This window comes from Ihubacter massiliensis, from assembly GCF_024125305.1.
In the GTDB taxonomy this organism is placed as follows: Bacteria; Bacillota; Clostridia; order Peptostreptococcales; family Anaerovoracaceae; genus Hominibacterium; species Hominibacterium faecale.
This window is the reverse complement of record NZ_JAMXVH010000001.1, coordinates 2431198-2457260: the sequence shown is the minus strand read 5'-3', so window position 1 is coordinate 2457260 and position 26063 is coordinate 2431198. Positions and strand designations below refer to the sequence as shown.

At 41.6% G+C, this 26063-nt stretch carries 21 protein-coding genes and 3 pseudogenes; 23 read left to right on the top strand and 1 reads right to left on the bottom strand.

What is annotated here, in order from left to right:
- Positions 1–146: 146 nt before the first annotated feature.
- From NIA71_RS11490 to NIA71_RS11415, 17 genes and pseudogenes are all read left to right on the top strand, one after another.
- Positions 147–428: pseudogene (locus NIA71_RS11490) on the top strand (RHS repeat-associated core domain-containing protein); the annotation flags it as partial.
- Between the two features lie 420 nt (positions 429–848).
- Positions 849–1655 (top strand): hypothetical protein, encoded by an 807-nt coding sequence (locus NIA71_RS11485; RefSeq protein ID WP_253020451.1) that lies wholly within the window; start codon positions 849–851, stop codon positions 1653–1655.
- Positions 1656–2038: 383 nt separating this feature from the next.
- Positions 2039–2446: a hypothetical protein gene (locus NIA71_RS11480; protein WP_253020450.1), complete on the top strand. Its 408-nt coding sequence runs from the start codon at positions 2039–2041 to the stop codon at positions 2444–2446.
- 148 nt (positions 2447–2594) lie between these two features.
- Positions 2595–2858, top strand: coding sequence for a hypothetical protein (locus tag NIA71_RS11475; protein ID WP_253020449.1), 264 nt, complete (start codon positions 2595–2597; stop codon positions 2856–2858).
- A gap of 18 nt (positions 2859–2876) precedes the next feature.
- Positions 2877–3161: a hypothetical protein gene (locus tag NIA71_RS11470; RefSeq protein WP_253020448.1), complete on the top strand. Its 285-nt coding sequence runs from the start codon at positions 2877–2879 to the stop codon at positions 3159–3161.
- Positions 3162–3187: 26 nt separating this feature from the next.
- Positions 3188–3307 (top strand): annotated as a pseudogene (locus NIA71_RS20090) (RHS repeat-associated core domain-containing protein); the annotation flags it as partial.
- A complete protein-coding gene (locus NIA71_RS11465) occupies positions 3293–3859 on the top strand; it encodes an amidase domain-containing protein (RefSeq protein ID WP_269478383.1) in 567 nt (188 codons plus the stop codon). The pseudogene NIA71_RS20090 and the gene NIA71_RS11465, both read left to right, overlap by 15 nt.
- Positions 3860–3910: 51 nt before the next feature.
- Positions 3911–4498 (top strand): hypothetical protein, encoded by a 588-nt coding sequence (locus tag NIA71_RS11460; protein WP_148396056.1) that lies wholly within the window; start codon positions 3911–3913, stop codon positions 4496–4498.
- Between the two features lie 191 nt (positions 4499–4689).
- Complete coding sequence (locus NIA71_RS11455; protein WP_253020446.1) at positions 4690–5085, top strand: hypothetical protein; 396 nt, start codon at positions 4690–4692, stop codon at positions 5083–5085.
- 76 nt (positions 5086–5161) lie between these two features.
- The gene (locus tag NIA71_RS11450) at positions 5162–5854 is read left to right on the top strand and encodes a hypothetical protein (protein WP_253020445.1); all 693 of its coding nucleotides are present in this window, start codon (positions 5162–5164) and stop codon (positions 5852–5854) included.
- Positions 5855–5899: 45 nt separating this feature from the next.
- Positions 5900–6847 (top strand): hypothetical protein, encoded by a 948-nt coding sequence (locus NIA71_RS11445; protein ID WP_148396059.1) that lies wholly within the window; start codon positions 5900–5902, stop codon positions 6845–6847.
- Positions 6848–7360: 513 nt separating this feature from the next.
- On the top strand, positions 7361–7891 hold the full coding sequence (locus NIA71_RS11440; RefSeq protein ID WP_253020444.1) for a hypothetical protein: 531 nt from the start codon (positions 7361–7363) through the stop codon (positions 7889–7891).
- A gap of 85 nt (positions 7892–7976) precedes the next feature.
- Positions 7977–8606, top strand: a complete 630-nt coding sequence (locus NIA71_RS11435) for a hypothetical protein (RefSeq protein ID WP_253020443.1) — start codon at positions 7977–7979, stop codon at positions 8604–8606.
- Complete coding sequence (locus NIA71_RS11430) at positions 8603–9217, top strand: hypothetical protein (protein ID WP_253020442.1); 615 nt, start codon at positions 8603–8605, stop codon at positions 9215–9217. The genes NIA71_RS11435 and NIA71_RS11430 overlap by 4 nt, the downstream gene beginning before the upstream one ends.
- 381 nt (positions 9218–9598) lie before the next feature.
- Positions 9599–10036: a hypothetical protein gene (locus NIA71_RS11425; RefSeq protein WP_148396063.1), complete on the top strand. Its 438-nt coding sequence runs from the start codon at positions 9599–9601 to the stop codon at positions 10034–10036.
- Positions 10037–10194: 158 nt separating this feature from the next.
- Positions 10195–10344: a hypothetical protein gene (locus tag NIA71_RS11420; protein WP_253020441.1), complete on the top strand. Its 150-nt coding sequence runs from the start codon at positions 10195–10197 to the stop codon at positions 10342–10344.
- Positions 10345–10360: 16 nt separating this feature from the next.
- On the top strand, positions 10361–10723 hold the full coding sequence (locus tag NIA71_RS11415) for a hypothetical protein (RefSeq protein ID WP_253020440.1): 363 nt from the start codon (positions 10361–10363) through the stop codon (positions 10721–10723).
- A gap of 849 nt (positions 10724–11572) precedes the next feature.
- Here the strand turns inward: NIA71_RS11415 and NIA71_RS11410 are convergent.
- Entirely contained in the window at positions 11573–13459 is a 1887-nt protein-coding gene (locus NIA71_RS11410) for a helix-turn-helix domain-containing protein (RefSeq protein WP_253020439.1), read from the bottom strand.
- 303 nt (positions 13460–13762) lie between these two features.
- Here NIA71_RS11410 and NIA71_RS11405 point away from each other — a divergent pair.
- From NIA71_RS11405 to NIA71_RS11380, 6 genes and pseudogenes are all read left to right on the top strand, one after another.
- Positions 13763–15064: pseudogene (locus NIA71_RS11405) on the top strand (MFS transporter); the annotation flags it as partial.
- Between the two features lie 32 nt (positions 15065–15096).
- On the top strand, positions 15097–16803 hold the full coding sequence (locus NIA71_RS11400) for an amidohydrolase (RefSeq protein ID WP_148396066.1): 1707 nt from the start codon (positions 15097–15099) through the stop codon (positions 16801–16803).
- Between the two features lie 16 nt (positions 16804–16819).
- Entirely contained in the window at positions 16820–17164 is a 345-nt protein-coding gene (locus tag NIA71_RS11395) for a hypothetical protein (protein WP_148396067.1), read from the top strand.
- A gap of 262 nt (positions 17165–17426) precedes the next feature.
- Positions 17427–18035, top strand: a complete 609-nt coding sequence (locus NIA71_RS11390) for a recombinase family protein (protein WP_253020438.1) — start codon at positions 17427–17429, stop codon at positions 18033–18035.
- Between the two features lie 131 nt (positions 18036–18166).
- Complete coding sequence (locus NIA71_RS20085; RefSeq protein WP_253020437.1) at positions 18167–22267, top strand: glycosyltransferase; 4101 nt, start codon at positions 18167–18169, stop codon at positions 22265–22267.
- Positions 22264–26061, top strand: a complete 3798-nt coding sequence (locus NIA71_RS11380; protein WP_253020436.1) for a DUF6270 domain-containing protein — start codon at positions 22264–22266, stop codon at positions 26059–26061. Before NIA71_RS20085 ends, NIA71_RS11380 begins: the two co-directional genes overlap by 4 nt.
- Positions 26062–26063: the final 2 nt, after the last annotated feature.

Here is a 26063-nt window from a genome sequence, read left to right as displayed (position 1 = left end):
ATGATAAAAAAATTTTAAACAGGACAGGTGTATGATTAGAGTACGGGGCTGTATTACTATAAGATGCGAGCTGTGTCGAGCATCTTTCAGCATTTTTTACATTACGGCAACGCCGTATAAATCGATAAAAATGCTACAATGCAAGGTACTATGATCCGGAGGATGGCCGGTTTGTGAGCCAGGATACGTATCGTGGGGAGCAGATGGAACCGGGGACTTGGAATTTGTATACGTATTGTGCGAATGATCCGGTGAACTATACGGATCCGAGTGGGCATGCAAAAATTAAATGGGGGAAGAAAGTATATGAAGAGCTAAAGGGAAAGTATTGGAGCCAGATAGGGAAAAAATATTTAAGCAAAAAAAATCAAAGAAAACGAAAATACGTAAATATTTCAGAATTGGATGTAAAGCAAAATATTACATAAAATATTGGAAATTGAGTAAAAAGAAAAAATATAATTGTAATGTTTACAGGAATGCTATTAGTGTTTGTAATAATTACCTCAATGAAATGCAATGGCTATTGTACGATACGGGAATATATACAACTGGTTCCCTTATTTTGGCTTTATGTAGGTGGGGGGGATGCAGCAATAGAGATTGCAGGATTAGCGTATCAAAAAAGAAAAAAGTTGGCGGACTATGCGGAGATTTGGAACCTTCAATATGGAGTGGTAAAAAAATACTATGAAACAATAAAAAAATATGGGAAAAAGTACTGAATAATTTTATAAAAGAAACTTAAATCTTTGGATAAGGCAGAGACGTAGAACAGTGAATATTAGGGCACAGTTGATTTCTGTGCCCTAAGTAAGCTTTTCAAAGCGTTAGGAAAGGAGCAGTTCTTGAGAAAAAAAATCTGTAGATTTACAATGTTGATACTTGTGATCGGCATCGTGCTTTCGGCATGCGGTGACCGTTCGCAGTCAGATACGGGCCAAGAGTACCATGAAAAGGGTCTCATTATTTCCGGAGGGGAAAAAGGAAAGGATTGGGCGTATGAAAATTCGCGAATTCTTTTAATTATGGGCGATCAAATAACCATTCGTGGAATTGCTGAAGCGGACTTGAAGATCGAATGTACGGATGCTTCCCAATTAACGATTTCGGATCTAAAACAAGGCGAAAATCAGATGTACATCTTAGCATATGAAGATTTTACTCTGAACTTGATGGGAAACAGTGAACTTGCTTCCATCAAAGGGCTGGAGTCAATGACAATACGTGGTGCAGAGAAGGACGCCCAGCTTTTGCTTCATGATCATGTGTCAGGGGAAATTTTAAATATTGACCAGGCCAATGTTACCGCAGCACGCTTTTCAGCGAATAAGGATATCAACCTTACTGGCGCATCTGTCATCACAGCCAAGAGAATGTCTGGTCAAACAAAGGAACCGTCAATAGCCAGAATTTGGGCAATGGGAAAGATCACGATCAATCTGAAGCCCGGCGGAAGTTTACAAGTTGAAGACACGAAGGATATCCTGGCCTTAAGCGCAGAAGAGAACCTTATTTTAGGAGAGAACAATAAAATCCTAATGCCCCAAAATGGTGAAATTATCAAAGATTTTTTAGAAGGAGCAGCTATATATGATCTTCAAGATGAAGATGCGACGGATGTTTTGATTCGCAATACTGCAGAAGAAAAATGAAAGAAATAGGAGCTAAATTAAATACCATGAACAGAGGCAATGAGCAACAGGGCTTTAAGTGAAAGGAAAAAATGCGAGGATGGAATGCCAAAAAAATGCGATTTGCAGAAATCATAAGCTGGTTGGTAACGTAACCCCATTTCTTCACACCAGCATACTGATATTTGTGAATTATAGGAACAAGTATTATAGAGATGGGAGATTCTCTAATTCCACCAAAAAGAAAAAATATGGAGCAACATATAAGCATTTCAATTCGTTTACACCAGACTATTAAATGCTTCTGGATTTTATACACCAGATATGGGCGGGTTTGCAGGTTTCTTTGTTCCCGGTTGGGATAAACCGCTTCCTAAAAAATATTTTGGGGTTTAATGGAGGAAATGATGAAGAAGATTATTCTAATCGCTATAATTGTGATTGCTTGTGGTGCCATAATCATGGATATCTTAAACCCTCTGCGAAGTTCAAATGAAGAGATAAGAGAGAATATGCTGGCTCTCACGCCCATTGACACAAGCATGGCGGATGTGGAAAAAACCATAAAAGAACATTCATGGGAGCTTGTGTGGATAAACGATGAGTTTGGTTATGGCATGGGGAAGGACGGTTATCCCAGTGGTTACTACGATGACTTCTATGATGAAATCGGAAAGAAATCAATATGCATTTACATGGGAGACTATGGAATACTCTTTATTCGTTACAAAACAGTGATCGTTTATTATGGGTTTGATGAAGAATCAAAATTAGTTGATATTTCTGTGCACAAAGAAACGGATAGCATGTAAGGTGTCCGTGGCTTGAAATGTGGAAAGGTAAGAGGCGATATATCAGATCCGCCAAAGCGACAGTGTCACGGGAGAATCGGCGGCGCTCACGTATGACGCCGCAGGCCGTCTCAGCAAGTATGAGGCCAAGAAAGACAATGCGGTTGTTGTGACCCAGGATATGTATCGTGGGGAGCAGATGGAGTTCCAAATCCTTACGATCACAAAAGAGGGGTTAGATGTTTTGAGCTATGTCAGCGACAGTTTCGAAGCAATGGGTAACATACGCAGCACGATTATCAACCCTGAACTGTTTCAGTTAATCCGAGAAAAGGTCCCCAGTGTGATGAAACGGACGATCCCTATATTTCTGGATGAGCCTCCGGAGTATATAAAGGCACCTGTGGATCCTTGGAAGGGAGAATATGACTGAGGAAGGAGAGTACTGTCTATGAGAACCGAGTCTCTTGCAGATGCAGGGGACTCGGTATTAGAACCTGTACAACAAGGACATCCAGAAAACACCTCCAGCATGATGGGCAGCTCAGGAAAACTGGCGGCCGCCTACGAGTACGATGAATTCGGAAATACGACGATCCGGGCCGAAGAAAGCTTTGACAATGAAATTTGCTATACTGGGCAGGTGTATGATCAGAGTACGGGGTTGTATTACTATAAGATGCGAGCTGTGTCGAGCATCTTTCAGCATTTTTTACATTACGGCAACGCCGTATAAGTCGATAAAAATGCTATAACGCGCGGTTTTATGATCCGGAGGATGGTCGGTTTGTGAGCCAGGATACGTATCGTGGGGAGCAGATGGATCCGGGGACTTGGAATTTGTATACGTATTGTGCGAATGATCCGGTGAATTATACGGATCCGAGTGGGCATAGAAGTTTTGATGTTGCTAAAGGAACAAAGTATGCAAAGAGACACGCGACGAAACGAAACCCACTATTCAAATCCTGTGATCATGACTGTACGAATTTCGCTTCACAAATCTTACTTGCAGGAGGAGTACAACAAGATAAGACTTGGTGGTCAGTAGGAAAAGCTAAAGCTTCTAAAGCTTGGTTGCTTGCAGACAAGTTTGTTAAACAGTGGGGAACATATAAAATTTTCAAAAGGAAGAAAAATCAAAAGACAACGCAACTATATAGGATGACAAAGAAAGCTCAAAAAGGTGATTTTATTGCATATGATAGAACTGGTGATGGTTCATGGGACCATGTTGGATATGTTTCAAATAAGAGTGGTAAAAAGAGGATCGTAAAGGGGAGAAAGGTCTATAATTTAGAAATAACACAGCATACTAGAGATTACTCTGCGTGGCTTACGAATGTCGGAACAGATGGACAAAAAAATGGGTGGGTTCCGCATTATAAAGAAAACTATAAAAAAATTAGATACGCAATTGTAAAGCGTATATAAAGGATATTTTTTAGATGTCATTAAAGCACTAACTGGAAGGAGTCCGGCAATATGAGAAAAAAGGTCGTATTGATTTCCTTAATACTAATCAGCAGTATAGTTGTACTATGTATATTAGCTTCTGAAAAAAGTGATATGTTTAAGAACAAAGACAGACTAGTAAAGGAAGTGTCCGAGAATTATAGGGACTTAGAGGACATAGCAGTACACTTACAGGACTATGACGCCAACACAAGTTTCTATTTATCAAGCACAGGTGCAGACTTGAACAGCGAAATGACAGGAAGATTATATGCTGTCTACAATACGGATAAGGATCCAGACAACTATAGAGAAGAGCCGGTTGAAAGCAGGTTGATTCGCAAGGCGTTTGAACTGGAAGGCATTACGGAAATTCAAAAGGCAGATAAGGCAGTCGTTTTTAAAGCTGGTGGATTGACGGAGCCCAATGGGGAAGTGTTTTGTGGAGTTTATTACGCGTTGGGAGGAAAGCCTCTGATCGTGGAAGGTTTTCAAGGAAAGTTATTGAAAAAAGATGGAATAGGGTGGTCATATATTTCAGATAAAAAATATTCCAGATATTATACGGAGAAAATCGAAGGCAAATGGTATTACTATGAAGGGGTGGCTTATCCATAGCTGGGATCAAGGTATGCAAAAAGCGAAATGACAGTCTGATCTTTTAACGATTCCGGATTTGTAATGAGGCCGCCGCAGTCCAAAATAGGATGAGAATAATAGAAAACTCCAGAGGAGGAACCTGAAATGAGAAAAAAGATTCGCTGACTCCCCAAAACCGCTCTTACAAATTTTTCTTCGGATACGTCATAGTGTTCACAGCAATTTGCCTTGCAATCGTTTTGTTTGGGGAAGGAGAGGACCCTGACAACGAAGCGAATCTTTACTGGGGATTGGCCTGCATGATATTTGTTTTGACAATCGGCGCCTGCTTATATAGTTTCTTCAATAAACAGATCGTAGACATAAGATGGGAGGAAGAGGGGCTGGTCTTTGTTTCAAATGGTGGAAAAGCGCATCGTGTCGCATGCGAAGACGTGCAAGAGATCAACAGTACCGCAGCCCGATATGTCTTTATCCTGTGCGGGGGCAAAAAACTGTCAGCTTACAAGCATATGTCAATGGTTCCCTGCAAAAAAGATGACCTGCTGGGCAATAAAATTGATAAATTAAAACAGGCGGGAGCATTTCCTAATTTGAAAAGATAAATGAGAGTGATTGGTTTGCAGAAGATGAAGTGCGAGGTGTGGAATTCAATTGGTCCCTGAGGAGAATGGAGCAAACATGAAACGAGTCTTATTTAGGGCTATATCTATAATAAAGAAAAATCTTTTTATTCTGGAAGATGTACCGGATCCACCTATTCCAAAACGTCAATTTACCATTATATGGTCTGTATGGATTGTAGGAGCGATTTTAGCATTTAAAAAACTAATGACAGGTGAATTTTTAACGAAAGGAGCACCAACTATTATGCTAATTGTAGTTGGGATGGTGCCGTCCATTTGGATATTTTGTAGTAAAGAATATGTTAAATCGTTAAAGAAATCTGTGAGAAATTTAATGCGGTGGCTCTACCGTTTGAATTTGATTTGGATAATCCTGTACGTCATTGGAGAACTTCTTTGTCGGTGGGCATTGTTATATGGAGATAATCGAGCCTCATATGAAAACGATCCCATTTATGGAAACGTAACGTCATCTTATTTAGCAGTGCAGTGCGTATTTCTATCCTTTTGGTTTTTGTCAATTTCCTTAGTGCTGGTCTATAAACCATGGTTGTGGGGAATACAGGCTGTGGGCATCATAGGTATCACAGCTGGGTACTATTATTTTCTGAAATGGTATATAGGAAGCTGGGATGAAATTTCCTTAGTTTCACTATGTTTGACTGTGGGTGGAGTGGTAGCTTCTGCAGTTTCCAGCTATGAATTATCCAAGAAGAGGATGAAGACTTTGTTTTCTGATGAGTGCTGATTTATGCTTGAAATGATAAGATAAATGGTGCAGGAGGCGAATGATATGGAGAAAAAACACACCTTAAAAACCTCGGGAATAACAGGAGTCGTATCGAACAAACAAAATTCTTTTGTCATTGCAGAAGATCAGTGTTTGATAAAATACGATTTGCGGACGGACGAACCGCTAAAGAGGTTGACGGCAAAAGAAATAATTGGGTTGGAATTAGACGAGAAAGAGGAGATCCTGTATGGATTTAATGCAGAGTCGATTTATTTAGTGGAACTGAAATCTTTTGACATCATAGACATTGTGACAATACGGCTTCCGGAGGAATATGATGAATGGGAACTTAAGAGATGTTATCATCTGGAAGGGCATCTGTTCCTGTTAATAATTCTCGTACTGGGAGACGACGGTGATCGTTACGCCTTTTTATATGATTCGGATTCTGCCTATATGGATCTGGTGTATAGAGAAGATACAGATCATTCAATGTGGTTCGATAAGTGCGGTGGGCTGCGAATTATCAAAAACGACGAGTACCGGCCGAAAAGTGACAAAAATACGATCTCCTGTGAAAGAAAACAGTTTTATTCCGATGTTTTTTCGGTTGAGATTGCAATTTCAATCTTTCGTGCGGATCAGATGATGGTTCGTAAACCGGGAGTGCTGTATTATGTTGATCCAAATGAAAGGTTCTCTTTGGTCATGGAAGATACTCATTTTAAAATGCAGTATGTGTTTGTGGACAATCATTCAAACGAAATCATAAAACGGATACCGGCTCCTAATCGATATTGTCCTATGGAAGCGACTTTGATCCCGGAGTGTGAGTGCCTGGCGCTGGAGCACACGAAAAAGATCGTCATATTTAGTATAAAGGAGCTTGCGTTTGAAGTTAAAGCTGCTGTACGTATAGACCTGACTTTCTCACCGCCGCTGTATTTTCAGGATACAGAGCAATTATTGATCTTAGATTTGGAAGAGGGAACATGGATCGATGTTTGATATGCATATAGTTTGCTTTCAACAGTAGGGATTGTATGAATCGCGGCAGTAGTTAGTTGGAATATCTCCCGCCGTAGGATAGAAAACTGTTCGGCAGACCTGGATGAAGCAGCAGGGTAACATCTTGCACAAGGCTGCGAAATTAGTGTATTTCAAAGCAGTATAGCTTTTTACAGAAGTTTACCGGAATGCGAGGCAGCTGCGGTTGGAAGAAAGGATGTGGGATTTCGGGAAAAAACTGAAACAAAATTTCACTTTTTACGCAAGTTTCAACGGTCGAGCACTCTTAAATTCGCAATGAGGCCGTGCGGGCCGCCAAGTTGGCGTGATCGTATCCCGCAAACCTGCAACTTTGCGTAAAAAATAAAATTGTTTAATGAAATTTTCCCATGACAGCAGCAGCCTTATAGCCGCTTGTAAGGCACGGGCGATCCGAGGCCGTGAAAGCGGCCGGCAGGGCCACACCAATTCCTGGCCCCATTAAACAGTTTGTTATGTAGAGGGTACTATTTGATGTATAAATTAGAATTTTATTATGTTCCGACCAGCTGCATATTTCAAAGTGAAGAGCAGAAAGAACTATGCAGATTAAATCTGGAGCATTGGGTCCAAATAAATATCGGCGATGCACAGGAGCGCTTCAGCGAAAAAAGTTTGTGGGAAATCAAGACATCTTTTACTTTTGTTGATTACCCTGAAGAAGTAGCTAAGCTATTATGGGCTCTTAAAGAAGGCGATGAAGATTTAATTTTTAGATTCAAGCCATATAGGTATAAAAGAATTTATGAAAATGAAAAAATGAAAACGCTTTATACGCTTAATGATAAGATAAAAGATGCAGCGATGCATAAAGTCAAAAACGTCTTTTTGTATCTGCAAAAGAAGCAAATAGTAAAACTCGTCAGCATTTCTGAAGGCGAGATAATTGAGGTTTTTGCAAGGGAAGAATGTGCAGCATCGCTGGAAAATGCAATTTCTAAATGGGCGGATAAGACAGAGTATTACAAATACGAGCTGGATTTGCATGATACTGCAGAGGAATGATGAATCAAATACAATTACGCAGAAATTATTTGCAACAGAATCTTAGGTGAAAGGACAAAAAATGCAAGGATGGAGTTCCAGAAAAATGCGATTTGTAGAAATCGTGAGCTGGTTGGGCGGACTGTTTTTATTAGGATGCCTGGACTATATTTGTGCGGATATTGGCGATATAGAAGCAGGATTTGCTGCTGGCGTGATTCTGACAATTGTAATAATGGCTCTCAAGAACTTTGCTTTAGCTTGCAGAGGTCCAATTTTGATTCCATGCCTCATAGTATTTCTATTATTAGGATTGCTAACACCACAGGCAGACAAAGCGGTGCTGTTTAGATCCTATGTGCAATTTTCTGCACTTGTGATTTTGTGCATTATTTTGTTGGCATATATCGGAAAAGCTGCGGGCAAAAAATTTTCCTTGAAAAATTGTAACAGAACCATTTGGATGCTTCCCATTTCATGTGCCGTAGGCTTATCTATGTATTTGTGGCCGGAGGGCCTCCAAAGCAGATTGCTGCTTATTACTGACCAAACCTTACAATTAGGTTTATTCGTTGCATTTTCAGTTATATTACCGATTTATATTGGCAGGTTCAGCGGTCAGGAAAATAAATCACAGGAGAATGAAGAAGTGACTTTTGGGGCGGAGCAGAAGGGGATAAACTTCTCTGATCTTCTATCCAGATGCCCAGAAATCCGATTTGGAGGCCAGCTATGAAATCCATATTTTCTACAATAAAAGAATTCTCATCTACTGGTGATGATACTCCGATCCCAAAACATCCAGTTTTAACTATCTGGATTATATGGTTCGTTGGAATCATTGTGCTTTTTGATATTGTGTTTGCAGACGAAATATTGAGTCCCAGCTCAAGGACGGCAATATTTCTAGGAGCCGGGATGATAATTTCTATGCGGTCATTCCATAATCGTGCCTATGTAAACAACAAATTAAAAAAACGATGTACCAGCTTAATAGGTTATCTTTACGGTTGGAATTTCATTGCTATGGTAATAGGCGAGGCTTCGAAAGTAATCAATCAATGGGGAGAAATAGGGCCGCAGTTTATTGCAAAAGAAAGTGTATTCTTGCTGTTCTGGTTTTTATCTATTCCGTTGGTATTGCTCTATAACCCATGGCGATGGGGAATATGGGCTGCAGCCATTTTCATAGGAACGATTGCATATAAGCTGATTCTGGATGAATGCCTCAAGTATTGGTCTGCGGTTACATTGCCTTTCCTGCTTTTAACGGGCGGTCTTGTATTAATCGCGACCATAGTTAGTTGGAATATCTCCCGCCGCAGGATAAAAAAACTGTTCGGCTGACCTGGATGGAGCAGCAGGGTTACATCTCGCGCAAAGCTGCGAAATTAGTGTAATTCCAGGCGGTATAGCGTTTTACAGAAGCCTACCGGAATGCGAGGTGGCTGCGGTTGGAAGAAAGAACGTGGGGTTTCGGGAAAAAACTGAAACAATATTTCACTTTTTATACAAGTTTCAACGGTCGAGCACTCTCAAATTCGTAATGAGGCCGTGCAGGCCGCCAAGTTGGCGTGATCGTGCCTCGCAAACCTATAAATTTGCGTAAAAAATAAAATTGTTTAATAAAATTTTCCCATGACAGCAGCAGCCCTGTCGCCGCTTGTAAGGCGCGGGCGATCCGGTATAATGGAAATGAATAGAGGCTTTACATAAAAGGAGGAGCGCATGCTAAAGCGAATATTACTTTCCCTTGTAGCGATATTTGCAGTTTTTTGGATAATTGGGTTTCTGGTATTGGAATCACAGGAAGGGCTGTCGATACTGGAAATCGGGCTGCTGGCCCTCGGCGTGGCGATCTTTTTTACAATTGCAATAGCGCTATTTCTCTTTTTTCAAAGGCAAGTGGTCCAGATAAATGCGATAGAAAACACAAAAGTTGAGTTTGTTCTCTCAGGCGGGACAACCTATAGATGCGAGATAAGCGATGTCACAGAAATTGTGAGAGCACCCAGCCGATATGTGTTTGTTACCAGAGAAGGAAAACGAATTTCTTATTACCAGCATTCTTCTCCAACAGCGGTATTCAAAAAGCAAAAGCCGCTGGTCGAACAGGAGATCCGGCAAATGTTTCCGCATGCTAAAATAAAAGACAAAGTTTGGTGACCATAATTGCAGCACCGAACAGCGTTCGGCTGAATAGAATCAGCATTTTAAGGCGCATACACTTTGGAACCCGGCCGAAACAGGAGACAGAAATAAGTTCAGAAGAAAGGAAAACCGGTATCATGATAAAGGGACTCTTACTAGGAGGTGTGATTGCCATGACATTTTTGATGATGGGATGCTTCCCCAAAAGCCAGAACCTGCAAACGGAAAATGACAAAGACAGCAATGGAAAAACACCTTACGATTACGCCACAAGCGAGGAATGGGAAAACACCTTATCCGAAAATGCGGCGCTGCTGAGATAATTAGGAAAGCGGATTTATGAAACAGCCATATTTAGGTAAGAAGAAGCGGTTTGTAAACGGTTTTTATATCTTCGTCATTGTATTTTTGATTATATGGATGTGCGGATTTTTCTTGTTCGGAGAACCGGAAGCCCTCAGTTTTGGGGAGAGCATGTTTTTTGCTGTACCAGGGGTTCTCATTCTTGTGGTGGGCCTTAGTCTATATGTATTTTTTAATCGGCAGATTGTGAGCATATCGGAAGATGAAGATCGGTTGAGCATCTGTTTTTATAATACAGGAAATATCGATTGCGTAGCATTTCCTGTATTTCAAAAAAGTTTACCTTGTGAAAGTGAGCGCGAAGCGCGAATAACGTTTCCAGAGGAAACTTTTTTATAGTGGAAAAGCGGTTCACTTGAAAGCGGGTGCGATTTTCCAAATCCGTGAAAATTCGAACCGCTATATCTTCCACCTGCGCTCAGGAAAACGGTATTCTGCGTATAAGTACATACCTCCAAAACCGATGGACCATGCGAAAATGCTGAATGGACAGATACGGTCGCTTTGCGAGCGGGGCGTGCTGCCGGATGTGAAACGGTGAGCGGAGTTAAACTTCGTCTACCCCGTGACAGCAGCAACCTTGTGGTTGTTTGCCAGGTTCAGGCGGCCCGAGGCCGTGTAGCGGCCAGGCTGGTGGTGCGAAACCATCAGAATGAAGAGGTTTATTTTGGGGCTTGAAGCTCCACACAACTCCCCAAAACAAAAATTTTCGCAAAACCTATTCGAAACCGGCCTTTTGACGGTCAATGTCCATATAAAATCACGTAAAGGTCACGTAAAAGGGTGCGGCGGACCAGTTTAATTCGATTGTTACATCCAACTAACCGCATATAAATACGAAAAAGTATATATATACAGCAAATAAATCCTTCTTCTCGACCTCCCTTGTTGCGAAAACAGCAAAATGCTCTGTTTTTCTATGGACTTTGCTTCCAAATCAGGCCGTTTCGAATAGAAATCAGCAAAAAAAGTTTTTTTCCAACCGGGCCGGGCGCATATCTCTGCCTGGCCGGATCGGCAGCCCCTCCGATGCAGATCTCTGCCGGGCTGACTCGACAGACCCCGGTGCTGATCCCTGCTGGCCAGGCCCGGCAGGACCCGATACCGATCCTTGCTAGTCCGGCTAGGCCCGGCCCCGGTGCCAATGCCTCCCAGGCACCAGAAGCCGGGCCGCTGCATAAACACGGCCTATTCGATTTCGATCAGCCGGATTGTTTTTGGTATGGAGGAAAGAAAAAGGTTATACTCCAGCAGGGATTCAATGACATCCACTTCCATGGCAGGCTCCGCAGCGATGTTGAGCTGACGCTGAAGCTTCAAATCCGCAGGTTTGCCCAGAGCGAGATTTTGGAAAATTGCAGAGGCGCTTTCGTAGGTGTCGTCGATGATAAAGGATTTATACAAGTACTTCTTTTCCAAGTGCTTTAAGTTGAACATATATTTTTGAATACCATTCCCATCCTCGCCGGCAGAACGGTTGTTGTACAATAATATCGCGGCTTTATTTTCCGCACGGGTCACATAACAGCCATCATCAGCGTACAGGAATTCCGGGAGCATGCGGTTAAGAAAGGTGTATGCATAAAATGCGCTGGTTTTCAGGTTGTTGCTGTCAAACATGAATGGCACGTTGAGCTTATTTTGATATAAAGTCGGATACGACACTGTGTTTTGCAAATGATCCGCTGTGATTGAAATTGGACAAGCAGGATTTGAAAAGTTGCCCGGGGATGGCATGCTCTCTGGCGAAAAAACGATTTCAGGACCGGCAAACTGCCTGGAAAAAGCAGTCAGGCTTTCGAATTCATTCCCATCGCTGCCGTGAATGAGCAGCGAAAAACCATCTTCTTTGATCACCTTGAGAACCGTACCGATCATATCCCAGCTTCCAAAGGCTGAATAAAAAGAAAGCAGGGAGTCTTTCGGCACACATATCTTTGAAAAACAATGATGATCCCTCAGCATCGACAGAGCCCCCAGAGTATGAAAAGAGAGCAGCTGACGGGGGTCCTCGATCAAAACCGTATCCCATGAGGCGTTTACTGCCCTAGAGGCTGTTTCACAAAAGCTGATTGAGACAGCTTCCGTATGATAGGATTTGTTTTCAAGACTGTTGACCGACGCATTGCCAACGTTTTTTAGGTGCATGAAAGGCGCAATGTCAGAGATATCCATATATGTGAGTACGTCAGAATCGCTTAAAGGAATATCATTCAGTGTGTGGCCGCAGGCCCTTTTTCTGTCCTCTGTAGGGGTGAAGCCAGTGTTCTTCAGATAAGCCTTTCGGAAGATTTCGGTACTGGAGAAACCAACAGCGGCGGCAATCTCGCCCAACGTCATGTCGGTAGCATACAGGTAATCCTGCGCGCAAATCGCACGAACCATACCCAGGTAATCTCTGAGCGGCATGCTTAAAAAATCGGAAATGAGATGGGAAAGATAATACTTACTGATGTATTCCTTTGCGGCGATATCTTCTAAGCGGATATTACCCGCAATGTTTTCATAAATGTAGTGCATGACACGTTTGATCCGTTCCGCCTGAAGCGGCCTTTTTTTCATGGTATTTTCATTGCGTATGGAAGCTCCGTCGTGAGCAAGGTAGTTAAAATGATTATACAGGGTGGAGAGAAAGTTTATACAGCTGTCCATTAATTCATCCTGAGCAGGAGGCTTGATATTGAAGTAATGAGCCGCAGTTTTTGCAAAAGCGTTTTTCAGAAGCTCATAATGTTTGTCAAACTCCGCAGCGGAAGCGGAGTTGCAGATGATGAGCGTATTTTCGATTTCAGGCATAAGGGAACTGAAATGATTGAGATATAAATGACAGATCAGTACGATATTATCATCGCTTGAATTATAGTGGTGAAGGGTTTCGGTGTTGACAACCGCAATGTCTCCTGCCTGCAAAATGGACGAATATATGGAGAGGCTGCAGCGCAGACTTCCCTGCAGCACATAGATGATTTCCATGGTTTTGTCATCATGCATATGCCATGGATGTTCGTTTATGTTGAGAAGCTCCATGTGGAGCGGGGTCTGCTGATTGCACTTGGTGGACTGTTTCAGTAGCATAACACCCTCCTTTAGTTGCTATAAGAAAACGGTTTAGTTGCGATTTAATTATAAAAGCAAAAAATAAGGAAAGCAACACAAGACATACAATTAACAATATTCATACTTTTCTAAAAACGCTAATTGGCATATAGTATGTATATACTCGAAAATCGTGAGAAAGGGAGGCTTGATATGACACAGGAAAAACTTATGGCTGATCAAAAGGTACCATTGTTAGTGAAAATCGGCTATGGAATCGGTACTGCAGGTGATTCTGTACCGTACAACTTATTTTTTACGTACTTTTAATTTTTCTTAACCGACGTAGCCGGTGTAAACCCGGCGCTGGCAGGTATCATTTCCTTCATAGCAGTTATGTGGGATGCTGTAACAGACCCGGCAGTGGGCTTTATGTCCGACAATTCAAGAAATCCAAACGGCAGAAGGAGGCCGTGGATCTTCACGAGCATGTGGCCGCTTGCCATCGTGACGTTCCTGCTATTCATACCAAATGAATTTGCCGGCGTGGCCCAGTCTGTATACTACATACTGATGGCCATACTGCTGTGGACCTTTTACACAACTTACGCAGTACCTTATGCGGCTTTGGGCGCAGAGATCACACGTGACTACAACGAGAGAAACACCATCAGAATGATCGTAGGTCTGGCAGCCTATCCATTCGTTGCATTATGTAATTCCGGTCCCATGTGGATCATCGCGGCGCTCGCTCCAAAGGGCGTTGATGTCAAAACGTGCTGGGGGATCGCAGGCGCGGCAGCTGGAGTCGTTATCATCCTTTGTGGACTCATCTTATACTTTGCGACCAAAGGCAGAGAAGATATGACCTATCTGCAGAATATTGAAAAGAACAAGCCGAGAGAAAGCGTTATAAAGACATACAAAGAGCTGTTCAAAATCAAAGCTTACAGAAATCTGATCTTTACAGGGATTTTCTACATCATTGGATACACGCTGTTCAGCGGCGTTGGCGTCTATCTGATGACCTACTGCGCAAAGCTGACACCGGGACAGCAGGCAACCTTCTGGTCGGTCTATACGGTCATGGCGATTTGCTGCACACCGGTATCCATCATCGTTGCGAACAAAATCGGAAGCAAAAAAATCACATTATTCATTTTCAGTTTGCTCTTTGTTGCCAATGGCATTGTGATGTATTTTCTGGGAATGACTTGTTTCACCCATGTCATGATAAACGGATTTATGATCGCACTGTCCACGAGTGCGTTCTGGGGTCTTTATTATGCAACCGTATATGATGTTTGCGAACTGGATGAATTCATCAATGGCAAACAGAGAGAAGGCAGCGTTGTCGCAGTTGCGCAATTTTTCCAAAAAGCAGGCGGAGCATTTGCCACTTCCGCAACCGGCTGGATGCTGACCGCATTCGGATACACGGGCAGCGGAGCGGAAAGCGAAACCGCAATCCATGGGATTCTTTTGATGGCAACTATTATTCCGGCAGTATTCGTTTTTATCAGTATGCTGATCTTTTCCAAGTATCCAATAAATAAGAAAGAGTTCGACGCGATCAAGGAAGCGCTGCAGAAAAAGAAGGCCGGCGAAGAATATTCCACCGAAGGATTTGAAAAAGCATTATAATAAAAGCAAGAACATTTAAGAGAGGGCAGAAAATGAAAGCTGATTTGATTATCAAAAATGGAAAAGTGTTTAACAAGGAAGCGCTCTGGGAACATACAGCCATAGTGATTTCTGATGGAAAGATCCTTACAGTCGGTACAGATGCGGAAGCGGTCTCATCTGCCGGCCCCGATACGGAGGTGATAGACGCCCATGGCAACAGTATTTTGCCGGGATTTATCGATTCTCATCTGCACGCGACCATGTGCGCCGAGCTATATCTGACAAAGCTGATCTATGACATTACGCGAGAAGAAAAAGAATCCCGTGAGGCCTACATTGGGAAAATGCTTGCGCCGGTAAAAGCTTACGCAGAAGAAAACCCTGACATGCCGGTGGTGCGCGCGACGGGCTGGAACCCTGCCTTTTTTCAGACCGATCCGGAGGGTCCGCCGACCAGAGAGGATGTGGACAAAATTTGTTCTGACAGACCGGTCATTTTGCGGTCTTACGATCACCACAGCATTCTGGTAAATACAAAAGCCTTAGAAATGGCCGGTATCGATGCCCATACGCCAACCCCGCGGATGGGAGAAATGCCCCGCGATGAACAGGGAATGCCGATAGGGCTTTTTCAGGAGCTTTCGGCGACGTGCCTGCTTTTGGATTCGCTGAAAGAAGCCGACTTTTCCGTAGAAGAATACATCGAAGGAATCGGAAAATTTCAGGAAGAACATGCTTTCCCCTGCGGGCTCGTAGGAATCTTCGATGCTTATGCGACACCGAATGCCATAAAAGCGTATCGCAGTATGGCCATGGACGGCAGCCTGAAAATAAGGGTTCGAACAGCGCATCTTGCTGATTTATCAAAACCTTTTTCCCAGTTTCAGCAGATGGTGGATGAAAAAGGCAAGTACGATGTTGGAGATATTTTTAAAATCGAAACAGTGAAATTTTTCTGCGACGGCGGAGGCTTTACCTTTTATATGAATGAGCCTTTTGAAAAAGAGGCGCTGGCTGAAGCAGGTTTGACCGAAGATTACCGCGGGTTCCCCCAGTGGCCGGAGGAGGAAATGAAAGAGGCCTGTTTGGTCCTGGCAAAAGGGGGATATCAGATCCATATGCACTGCATGGGAGACGGAGCGGTAAAACAGGCTCTCAACTGTTATGAATATATCGAGCAAAACGGCGTGAACGGAAAAAGAAATACGATCGCTCACATTATGTGCATCGCAGAAGATGACATAAAGCGTATGGCAGATTTGAATATTGTGGGTTCTGTGCAGCCAACGTGGCCGGTGATTGATGCTTTTACAGACTGCCTGATGATTCCCTTGCTGGGAAGAAAGCGGTCGTATGAGCAGTACCCGATCGGAAGGCTGGTGAAAGCGGGTGTAACTGCAGCTGCGGGCACGGATTTTCCCATCGTTCCCGATCTAAACCCTATGATGGGAATGCAGATCGGCATGACCAGGACCATACCTAAGGAAGCGCCTGATTATGAAAAGTACAAAGGGATCATCTCCGGGCCGGAAGAGGATCCGCGGTCAGATTGCCTGGAGCTTGAAGAAATGATAGAAAGTTATACCCTTTCGGGGGCGTACCAAATGTTTGCAGAGGAGATAACGGGGACGATCGAGGCGGGCAAGTGCGCCGATATGGTGATACTGGACTCTGACATCACCAGCGTGGCTCCTATGGACATCGGAAAAATAAAAGTGGATACGGTTATTTTTAAAGGCGAGAGAGTAAAGGGCTGAAAGAGCCCGGGTCTGGGTGAAAATTATCGGATTTGGTAAAAGTAACCGGCGGCGGTTTGAAAATGGGATGCGGGGGTTCGGGAAAAAAGTAAAACAAAATTTCACTTTTTACGCAAGTTTCAACGGCCGAGCGCTTTCAAATTCGCAATCAGGCCGTGCGGGCCGTCAAGTTGGCGTGATCAGGCCCCGCGAGTCCATAACTTTGCGTAAAAAACAAACTTTTTCAATAAACTTTTCCCCTAGAAACAGCAACCTTGCGGGCGCCTGCAAAGCCCGACGGGCGACCCGAGGCCGTGGAGGTGCCGGGCTGGTGAAGAGAAACTATCAGAAAAAATACCCCCACCAGAGTTTTTCGATTTAAATGCATGGGAATGCGGGTATAAGCATATAGGAAACATAATATTTGGCAGCAAGGATCAAGAATCCTGCTGCCATCTTTTTCTTTTATTTTATAAAAATCATCTTCAATTGGCGAAATCTGTTCGGACTAACGGGAAAAAACAGCCCGGATGGATGCGAAATGTGGATTATACTAATACGCAGGACAGAAGCCTTAGAAATGAGCGGGAATACGATAAGGCCTCACATTAGATGAGCAGTAGAATAGTACGAGGAGGAGAAGTATGGGAAATCTTTATGGTTATATTCGTGTCAGCACCAGGGAGCAAAATGAGGACAGACAATTGATGGCAATGGACAAACTTTCGATTCCAAAGAAAAACATCTTTATGGACAAACAGTCCGGAAAAGATTTTGAGCGTCCTCAGTATGAAAAGATGCTTCGCAGGTTAAAAAAAGACGATCTGCTATATATCAAAAGCATTGACCGGCTTGGCCGCAATTATTCGGAAATTCTGGAGCAGTGGCGGATTCTGACAAAGAAAAAAAGAGTTGATATTGTCGTACTGGATATGCCGCTTTTGGACACACGCAGAGGAAAAGATCTGATGGGAACCTTTCTCAGCGACATTGTCCTGCAGATTCTATCCTTTGTGGCAGAGAATGAACGCCACAATATACGCCAGAGACAGGCAGAAGGAATAGCAGCGGCTAAAGCCCGAGGAGTCAAATTCGGAAGACCGCCGCAGGCGCTGCCGGAGAACTTCCATCAAATCTATCAGCAATGGAAAAAAGGTATTATAACCTGCAGTGCAGCAGCAAAAGCATGTGGAATGCCGATTTCCACATTCCGATACAGAGCGGAACTTTACAGAAAAACAAAACTGTTATAAGTTGAAAGTTCTGCAATAATGTGTGCTTTTTTGGCGGATGGATAGGTTTTGCTGCAGATAAAAAAATCCAGGGTAATAGTATAGACATTAATCGTGATTTGGTCCGAAAATTGGAGAACAGCTTTTTTTACGTGGAAAACAGAAAACAGATTCGGATTGATCAATTGGCATCGCAGTATGATGAAATCAAAGTAAAGCTGGCAGCAGCAAATCAACAGGTGGAACAATTAAAAAAGAAGGCTTCTGAGTTAGACGAAAAAACGGAAGCTGTAAGCGAATTAGCCTCCAAATTACAAAAAGTGTCTTGGGAAGCGGAGCATTATAAAAATGAAAGCGCTTCTAAGGAGGCAGTTCTTTCGATCATGAATCAAGAACTGGAAACGGCAAGAACTTATATAAAAGACCTCAACAAAGATAAAGAGGAAAAGGATGTTAAGCTTGCGGGGCTTTATGAAGAACTGGAGCGGGCTGAAAAAAGGCTTCGTCTGATGGCAAAGGAATTGTCAGATGTAAGGACAGCTCTGGAAGTGCAGAAAGCTGCAGCTATATTGACAGATGAGGATACGGAGAACACTGAAACAACAGAAACGAAGGATGTTCTAAATGAGAAGCTGGAGGAAGCGTTTGCAAGTATTGAAAAACTGACTGAGGAATTAAGAGTTACAAAAGCTGGGATTGAGACAAGAAATAGAAAGCTAAAGGCATCAGAGGAAAAATTTGAGAAGCAGACGCAGCAGAAAAAAAGATTGATCCAAGAAAAAGAAGAACTGCAAAAGCGTTTTAATGAGTACAATACACTGCTGTATCAGGCGAGAAAGCAGAATGCTGCTTATGAAAGATTTCCAAGTATCAAGCTGTATAACTGGGCAAGGCAATTAAAAAAGCGTGAAGACACTATTGCTTCCCAGGGGGATCATGCTGACGCTGACTTGCCCGTGCAGAATCTTTCTACAATAGAGGAACAGTCAGACCAGTCCCAAACAAACCAAAAGCAATCAGACCTGGAAATAAAGTATGACATGCTTTTCAGCGATTTTATTGTGGCAGGAGCTTTGGAGGTGAAAGAGCGTAAAAGCTTTGAGCTTCGTCCGGAATGTAAAACGCTGAAAGAACTGAAAGCTGCATGTATTATGGATGACTTTACCTTCTCCTGTTTTTCACCTGAATGCAATTTGCTGCAGTTGACCCCGGATAATTGGAAGGAAGAACTGGAACAATTCCAGCCGGATCTTCTGTTTGTAGAGTCGGCATGGAATGGGAATAAAGGCCTGTGGTACGGCATGGTTGTCAAAACAGCGCCGCAGTTTTGTGCGTTAACCGAATATTGTCATGAGAATAGGATTCCTGTGATTTTCTGGAACAAAGAAGACCCGGGCCATAATGAAGCATTTATGGCTGCTGCGGGCCTGTGTGATGTTGTCTTTACCACAGAAGTAGACTGTATTGCACAGTATAAACGAAGTCTGGGACATGACAGCGTGTATCTGCTCCACTTTGCGGCTCAGCCTGTATTACATAACCCCATTGAAACGATGGAACGGAAAGACTGCTTTTGCTTTGCAGGGGCATATTATACCAACTATCCGGAGAGAAGAAAATGCTTTGAGAATCTTGCCCATTATGCGATGCGGACAAAAGGACTGGACATCTATGATAGAAATTATAACGCTCCTGAGTCGGATCACCAGTTCCCCGAATACTACAAACCATTTATTTTGGGTTCTCTGGAACCAGATGAGATCGATAAAGCCTATAAAGGTTATGCTTATAATATCAATGCAAATTCCGGAACTTGGACTCAGACGATGTTTGCCAGGAGAGTGTTCGAACTTTTGGCTAGCAATACCGTTTCGGTAGGTAATTTTTCGAGAGGATTGCGGAATCTGCTCGGAGAACTGACAATTGCTACCGATAGCGTGGATGAGGCGGCAAATTATTTGAATGCGTACTGCTCGGATGAAATGGAGATGCACAGATATCGACTGCAGGGGCATAGAAGAGTGACCCAGGAGCATTTGTATGAAGACAGACTCGATTACATTGTACAGAAGGTATTTGGAGTGTCTTTGAAACGGGAATTACCACATGTGACGGTACTAAGTAAAGTGCAGAATGAGGACCAGCTTAATAAAGTGCGGATGATGTTCCAGAATCAGAGCTATGAACCTATAAGCCTGCATATAGAGCCTTTATATGACTGTCAGGCTGATGGGAAGGACATTCTGCCAGGCAAACTGAATCTGGAACAGTTTATAAAAGAACACATAGCAGATGGGTTTGTCGCTTATTTTGATCCGCAGGATTATTACGGTGAGAACTATCTGCTGGATTTGATGCTCATGTTGAGATATGGGGAGTATGATGCCATAGGAAAATCTTCCTATTATAACGGAATACGTGGGTTTATGCTTGATGAGCCCGTATATCACTTCGTATCTGCATTGAATGCAAGAAGAGCGGTATTTTCCAGTAAGGTGGCACAATGCCTTGACTATAACAGCGATGGGATCATCTGCGGAGAAGATTTGAATCTGGTTTCGGTACATGAGTTTGACTATGTTGAAACCGGTAGTGAGATATTAGAAGAAACGGATTCATGCATTTCAATTGTAGATGCAGGAATTTTGTATCGTGACCTGGAGCGGGAGGCTGAAGAAATTCGGATTGACCCTGCTGACAGGGGTTATATGATAGAGCTTTCCAGATTTTTTAAAGCAGATACTTATGGCGGAAAGGTGGAGCTTTCCAAGAATGAGAGAGGCATTAAAATCCATTCGAAACTTGCGGAAGATACTCATACGTATATATATGCGAAAGAGGTTCTTCGGTATGATATTGAGATGGATGCTCCTGCATGGCTGATCTTTGAAGGAGATACGACCTTAGATGTGATGGCGGCAATCATATGCCATGATGCGTCCATGAAAGCAATACAAACCATATATGCAAGCTCCGGTCTGTCAAAAAAAATAGAGTTACCAGTTGGAACAAAATATATGAAGCTGGCGCTTCGGATAAAAGGATCGGGAACTGCGAATGTCAACCGAATAAAAATAAATCGTTCACAAATCGATTGTCAGAATCTGTTCCTGTCAAAATCAAATACCCTGGTTCTTACGAATATTTATCCGGCGTATGGTGATTTATATAGAAATGCCTTTGTGCATCAAAGGGTAAAGGAGTACAAGAAAAGAGACTTAAATGTTGATGTATTTTGTTTCAATAAGGTAAATAAGCCGGGATACAGAGAGTTTGAAGGAATTGACGTTATAACTGGATTTACGGATAAACTGGAAATGATCCTCGCATCCGGCAAAATCGATACAGTATGTGTGCATTTTCTGGATCGAAATATGTGGAATGTATTGAGCAAGTTTAAAGACCATCTCCGAATTATTGTATGGTGTCATGGGTCAGAGATACAGCCGTGGTGGAGACGTGAGTTTAACTATAATACGGAAGAAGAGTTGGCGCAGGCGAAAATATTATCGCAAGATAGAGTACAGTTTTGGACAGATGTATTTAAAAATATTGGTAGATACGACATTCATTTTGTCTTTGTTTCAAAATACTTTAGGGATGAAATTTTTGAGGATTATAAAATAGAACTGACAGAAGAACAGTATAGTATCATACATAATTACATAAATACAGAATTATTTAACTATGTACCAAAGTCCGTGGAAGCGAGGAAACATATTCTATCAATACGTCCATTTGGATCAAGGAAATATGCCAATGATTTGACAGTTGAATGTATAAAGAAACTTTCAGAAAAAGCATACTTCAAAGATCTGAACTTCCATATAATTGGCAGAGGAGACTTATTCAAACCACTTACGGAAGAACTGGATCAATTTGAGAATGTAACGATTGAAAACAAATTTTTGCATCAAGACGATATTGCTCGACTGCATAAAGAAAATGGAATTTTTATCGTTCCAACTAGAATGGATGCACAAGGTGTATCAAGAGATGAAGCGATGTCCAGCGGACTTGTTCCAGCTACAAATGCAGTAGCTGCCATACCGGAGTTTGTAGATGAAACATGCGGTATCCTCGCGCCAGAAGAAGACTATTTGCAAATGGCTGAAGGTATCGAGGATTTGTACCATAACCCGGAAAAATTCCTGGAAATGAGTGAAATGGCTGCGATGAGGGTGAGGAGTCAGTGCTCTTTTGAATATACAATAAATAGCGAGCTGAAACTGATAAAAAGGGAAATAAAATGACAAAGATAAATATATTTGGGAGTTGTGTATCTCGGGATATCTTTCGATTTGATCAGAATAATGAATATGAAGTCCCTGTATATATTGCACGTTCATCTTTATTATCAAATTTGCAGATGAATAGTTGGAAAATAGACGGGAGGGGGGATCAACTTTTACTCGATTCTAAGTTCCAAAAAGAAGCAGTTATTCGTGATTTGAATAAACATGTATACGCAGATATGGCGAGTGAGGACCCCGATTATTTGATGATTGATTTTATTGATGAACGATTTCGAATTGCAAAGCTGGATAATAAATATGCGACTTATTCCAATGAACTGGTGAACAGCCAACTATTAGAAGGACGCGGATTCGAGCTGTTAGATAAAGTTCCTAAAACGGTGGGATGGGGATATACCTTTGAAGGGAAAGATATTGAACCTTATATAAAGTCATTTGCGCATGAGCTGAAATCACGCTATAAAGAAGAGCAAATCATCATACATGAAGCTTATATGAGAGATACCTATATATCTAAAGATGGAAAATTAAAAAAGTTTCCGCAGCATATTTGTAATGACGTAAAACAGAAAAACCGCATGCTGAGATATATGTATAAAATGCTATATGACTATACCCCAGGAGCACATGTAATGAATTTATTCAACGAAAGGGAGTTTTTGATAAATGAAAATCATTTATGGGGGCTAACCCCCATGCATTATGAGGATGATTATTATTATGAAGCTTTGAATAGGTTGAATGAGATTTTGAGTGAGGGCGGAGATAAACAAATTCATAAAAGAGAGCTGGATGAATTCTCTGCGGATGACGTTGAAATAAAACTTGCCGGCAATATAATTACAGCGATCAATCATTTTAAACCACTAAAGAGAAAGACACAATATTCCTGGTATGTGAACACAATAAAAGAAAATAAAATAGAAAATGTATTCAAGAGCAGTTCCTGGTCTGAAGACAATACTTTTAAATACAGGGCGGAAGAAATTGATACAAGTTACCTGCTAATTGCATATGTGAAATTCGCAAATGATAATAAAAGAGTCAACCGGATTGCCGGAAGAATTGAACGGTCTCCCAATTCACATGAATGGATCGTGCAAGGCCTTGCTATAGACGACTTGGACAGAAAACATGTAAGCTTTATAACCGATACGATATCAATGAAAGTGGATGTCACCTTTGATGCTTATGCCCCACTCCAATATGCATGGTATATATTTGAAAACGATTACAGACATCTTATATATAAGAGCAAAGGGTTTTCTCCTGAACCAACTTTTTCATTTATACCGTCCGATGCGGAAAGTACGTACTACTTTCAGATATATGCGAGGGATATTTCAGGATATAAAAAAATCATAAAGACTAAAGGGGTACGTGTAGGTTTTTTTGAAAAAGGGATGTTTGGGATGACGATAAATCAATTTAACTGTGACATGGCTTTGCCAGAGGATAAAACCAATCTGATGTGGGCAGATGAAATTGTAAAGGGCAATCTATATATACATAAAAGTTTTCAATCAGCGCCCAACATCAGAGATGGATTGGACTGGAATATCGTTTTTTCCCAATCTCCCGGAACCTATCAGCTATGGCTGCAATCTTTGGGAATGATAAGAATATTGGTAAGGGCATATCAACTCAAGCCCCGTGTGACATATTTAAAAACAGCGAACGAATTTCTATTGAGCTGGATTGAGTACGAGGAGAGCCGCCGTTCAAATGAAAATACAATGGTGTGGCATGATCATGGCAGTGCTTTGCGATTAAATACGATTATCTATTTTGCTTTGACAGCGGAAGACGCCGGCATTATGGATGAGGCAACTGCTGAATTTATTCGCGGAATAGTCAGACAGCACAGTGAATTTCTTGCCGATGAAGTGAATTATACGCAAAATCATAATCACGGTATTTTTCAAGATCAGTCCTTACTATATTGTGCCTATTTTCTTAATGACAGAACTTTAGCGGATCTCGCAAAAAAAAGATTGTGCGGACAGATTGAATTTGCTTTCAATGAGGAAAAGGTACATGTGGAAAATTCAGCAATGTATCATATTGCGCTGCTCTATATGTTAGATGATATTGCAGACCTCCTGGAAAATATGAAGGATTATTTTTCCTCTTATGTACGGGCTAATATTAAGGCATCAGCCGATTTTTGTGCGTACCTTTGCAGACCTTCCGGAAATCTTTTAAATACCGGAGATTCCAGTATAGATAACAATCGTAGAAAGTATGGTATCCGTGCCAGAAAACTTGGGAGCGAATCTTACTTATTTTCTGCAACGCAAGGAAAAGAAGGGAAGCCGCCAGAACGTGCTTCTATTATATATCCGAAATCTGGATATTATTTTTACAAACAGGACCATAATTCATGCGTAAGGTTTACGGATGCAACATGGAAAATGTTTAAATCGGGATACAGCTCCAGAACACATAAGCATGCGGATGATTTATCGTTTGCAATGTATTCAAGAGGGTATGATATTTTTTCCGATACTGGCTACTATAACTATAATCCCGGGAATGCTTATTGCGATTATTTCAAATCCTCAAAAGCGCATAATACAGTGATTGTGGATGGTGGTTCCTATTCTACAGAAAATGAAAATACATATAAAGTGGGAGTTTATGATTACGAGCTGACTGATCAATATGATCACATCATCGGATATAACGATATGTATGAGGACGTTTCGATAGACCGGCATTTTTACTCACTTCATGATGTAACCGTACTATATGACAACATAATGGCAAAAGGAACGCACACCTATACGCAAGTGTTTCACCTATCTGAACACATGAAAATTGTGGATAAAAGCAACAGACAGGTTTTGATGCAAATCAAAGATACAGAATATATGGTTCGAATCAAACAATATGGGAAACAAAAATGCATGTTAGAAGAGATTCGGGGAGAAGAAAATGAAGACATGGCAGATAGAGAAATACAGGGAGGATATATATCCTATGCGCAAAATGAGGTGACAGCTGCGACAACATTACATTTCTCTATTTCGGGAGACAATGTGGACTTTATAACCGTTATTACGGTTGAAGATAAAGAAGGTAAGAGTATTTATCATAATCCATATGATAAATATATAGAAAAAATTAGCTATGATAAGTTTGTTTACAACGAAGAGAGCCATAGTTTGCTGTTTGGAGAAAATAAGATCAAGCTTGATGCAAGAAAACGAAAAAACTTGGATGCGGTCGCAGTGAAAATTTCAGAGCGTCAGATCATGATTCATGATATGGAGAGGAGCATTGATGAAGGCTGCGAATATGAATATGAACTGATCCGGGCAGATACAGGGCTGATTTTTTATAAAAAGGTGTATTCAAACAATGATAAATGTATCTCGGAACTGCCAGAAAATGATGTCTTAGTAAAAGGAAAACTAAGAAGGAATGGAAAAGAAATATGCAAAAAAATGATAGCTTATATTAAATATGATTCGAAGTTAAAAGAACATTACCTAGACACCTCTAATTATCCATTTTTAAATTTGATTTATAAAGGACAACATATAGAAAAAATTGAAGAGGAGGGATATACCTTTATCGTAGATATTGAGTATTCTCTCAACTACAAAATAAAATGGTACGTGTATCGAAATGGTGTATATGAATTTGTTACATTAACGGAAAATCTGAATACATTTACATATTATTTCAAAAAAGCCGGAAGTTATACAGTAAGCTACTACATTATGACAGGCTCGGGTGAAAATCAAATGTATAGCTTTAAGCGGATTATGATAAAAGAACACTGAGG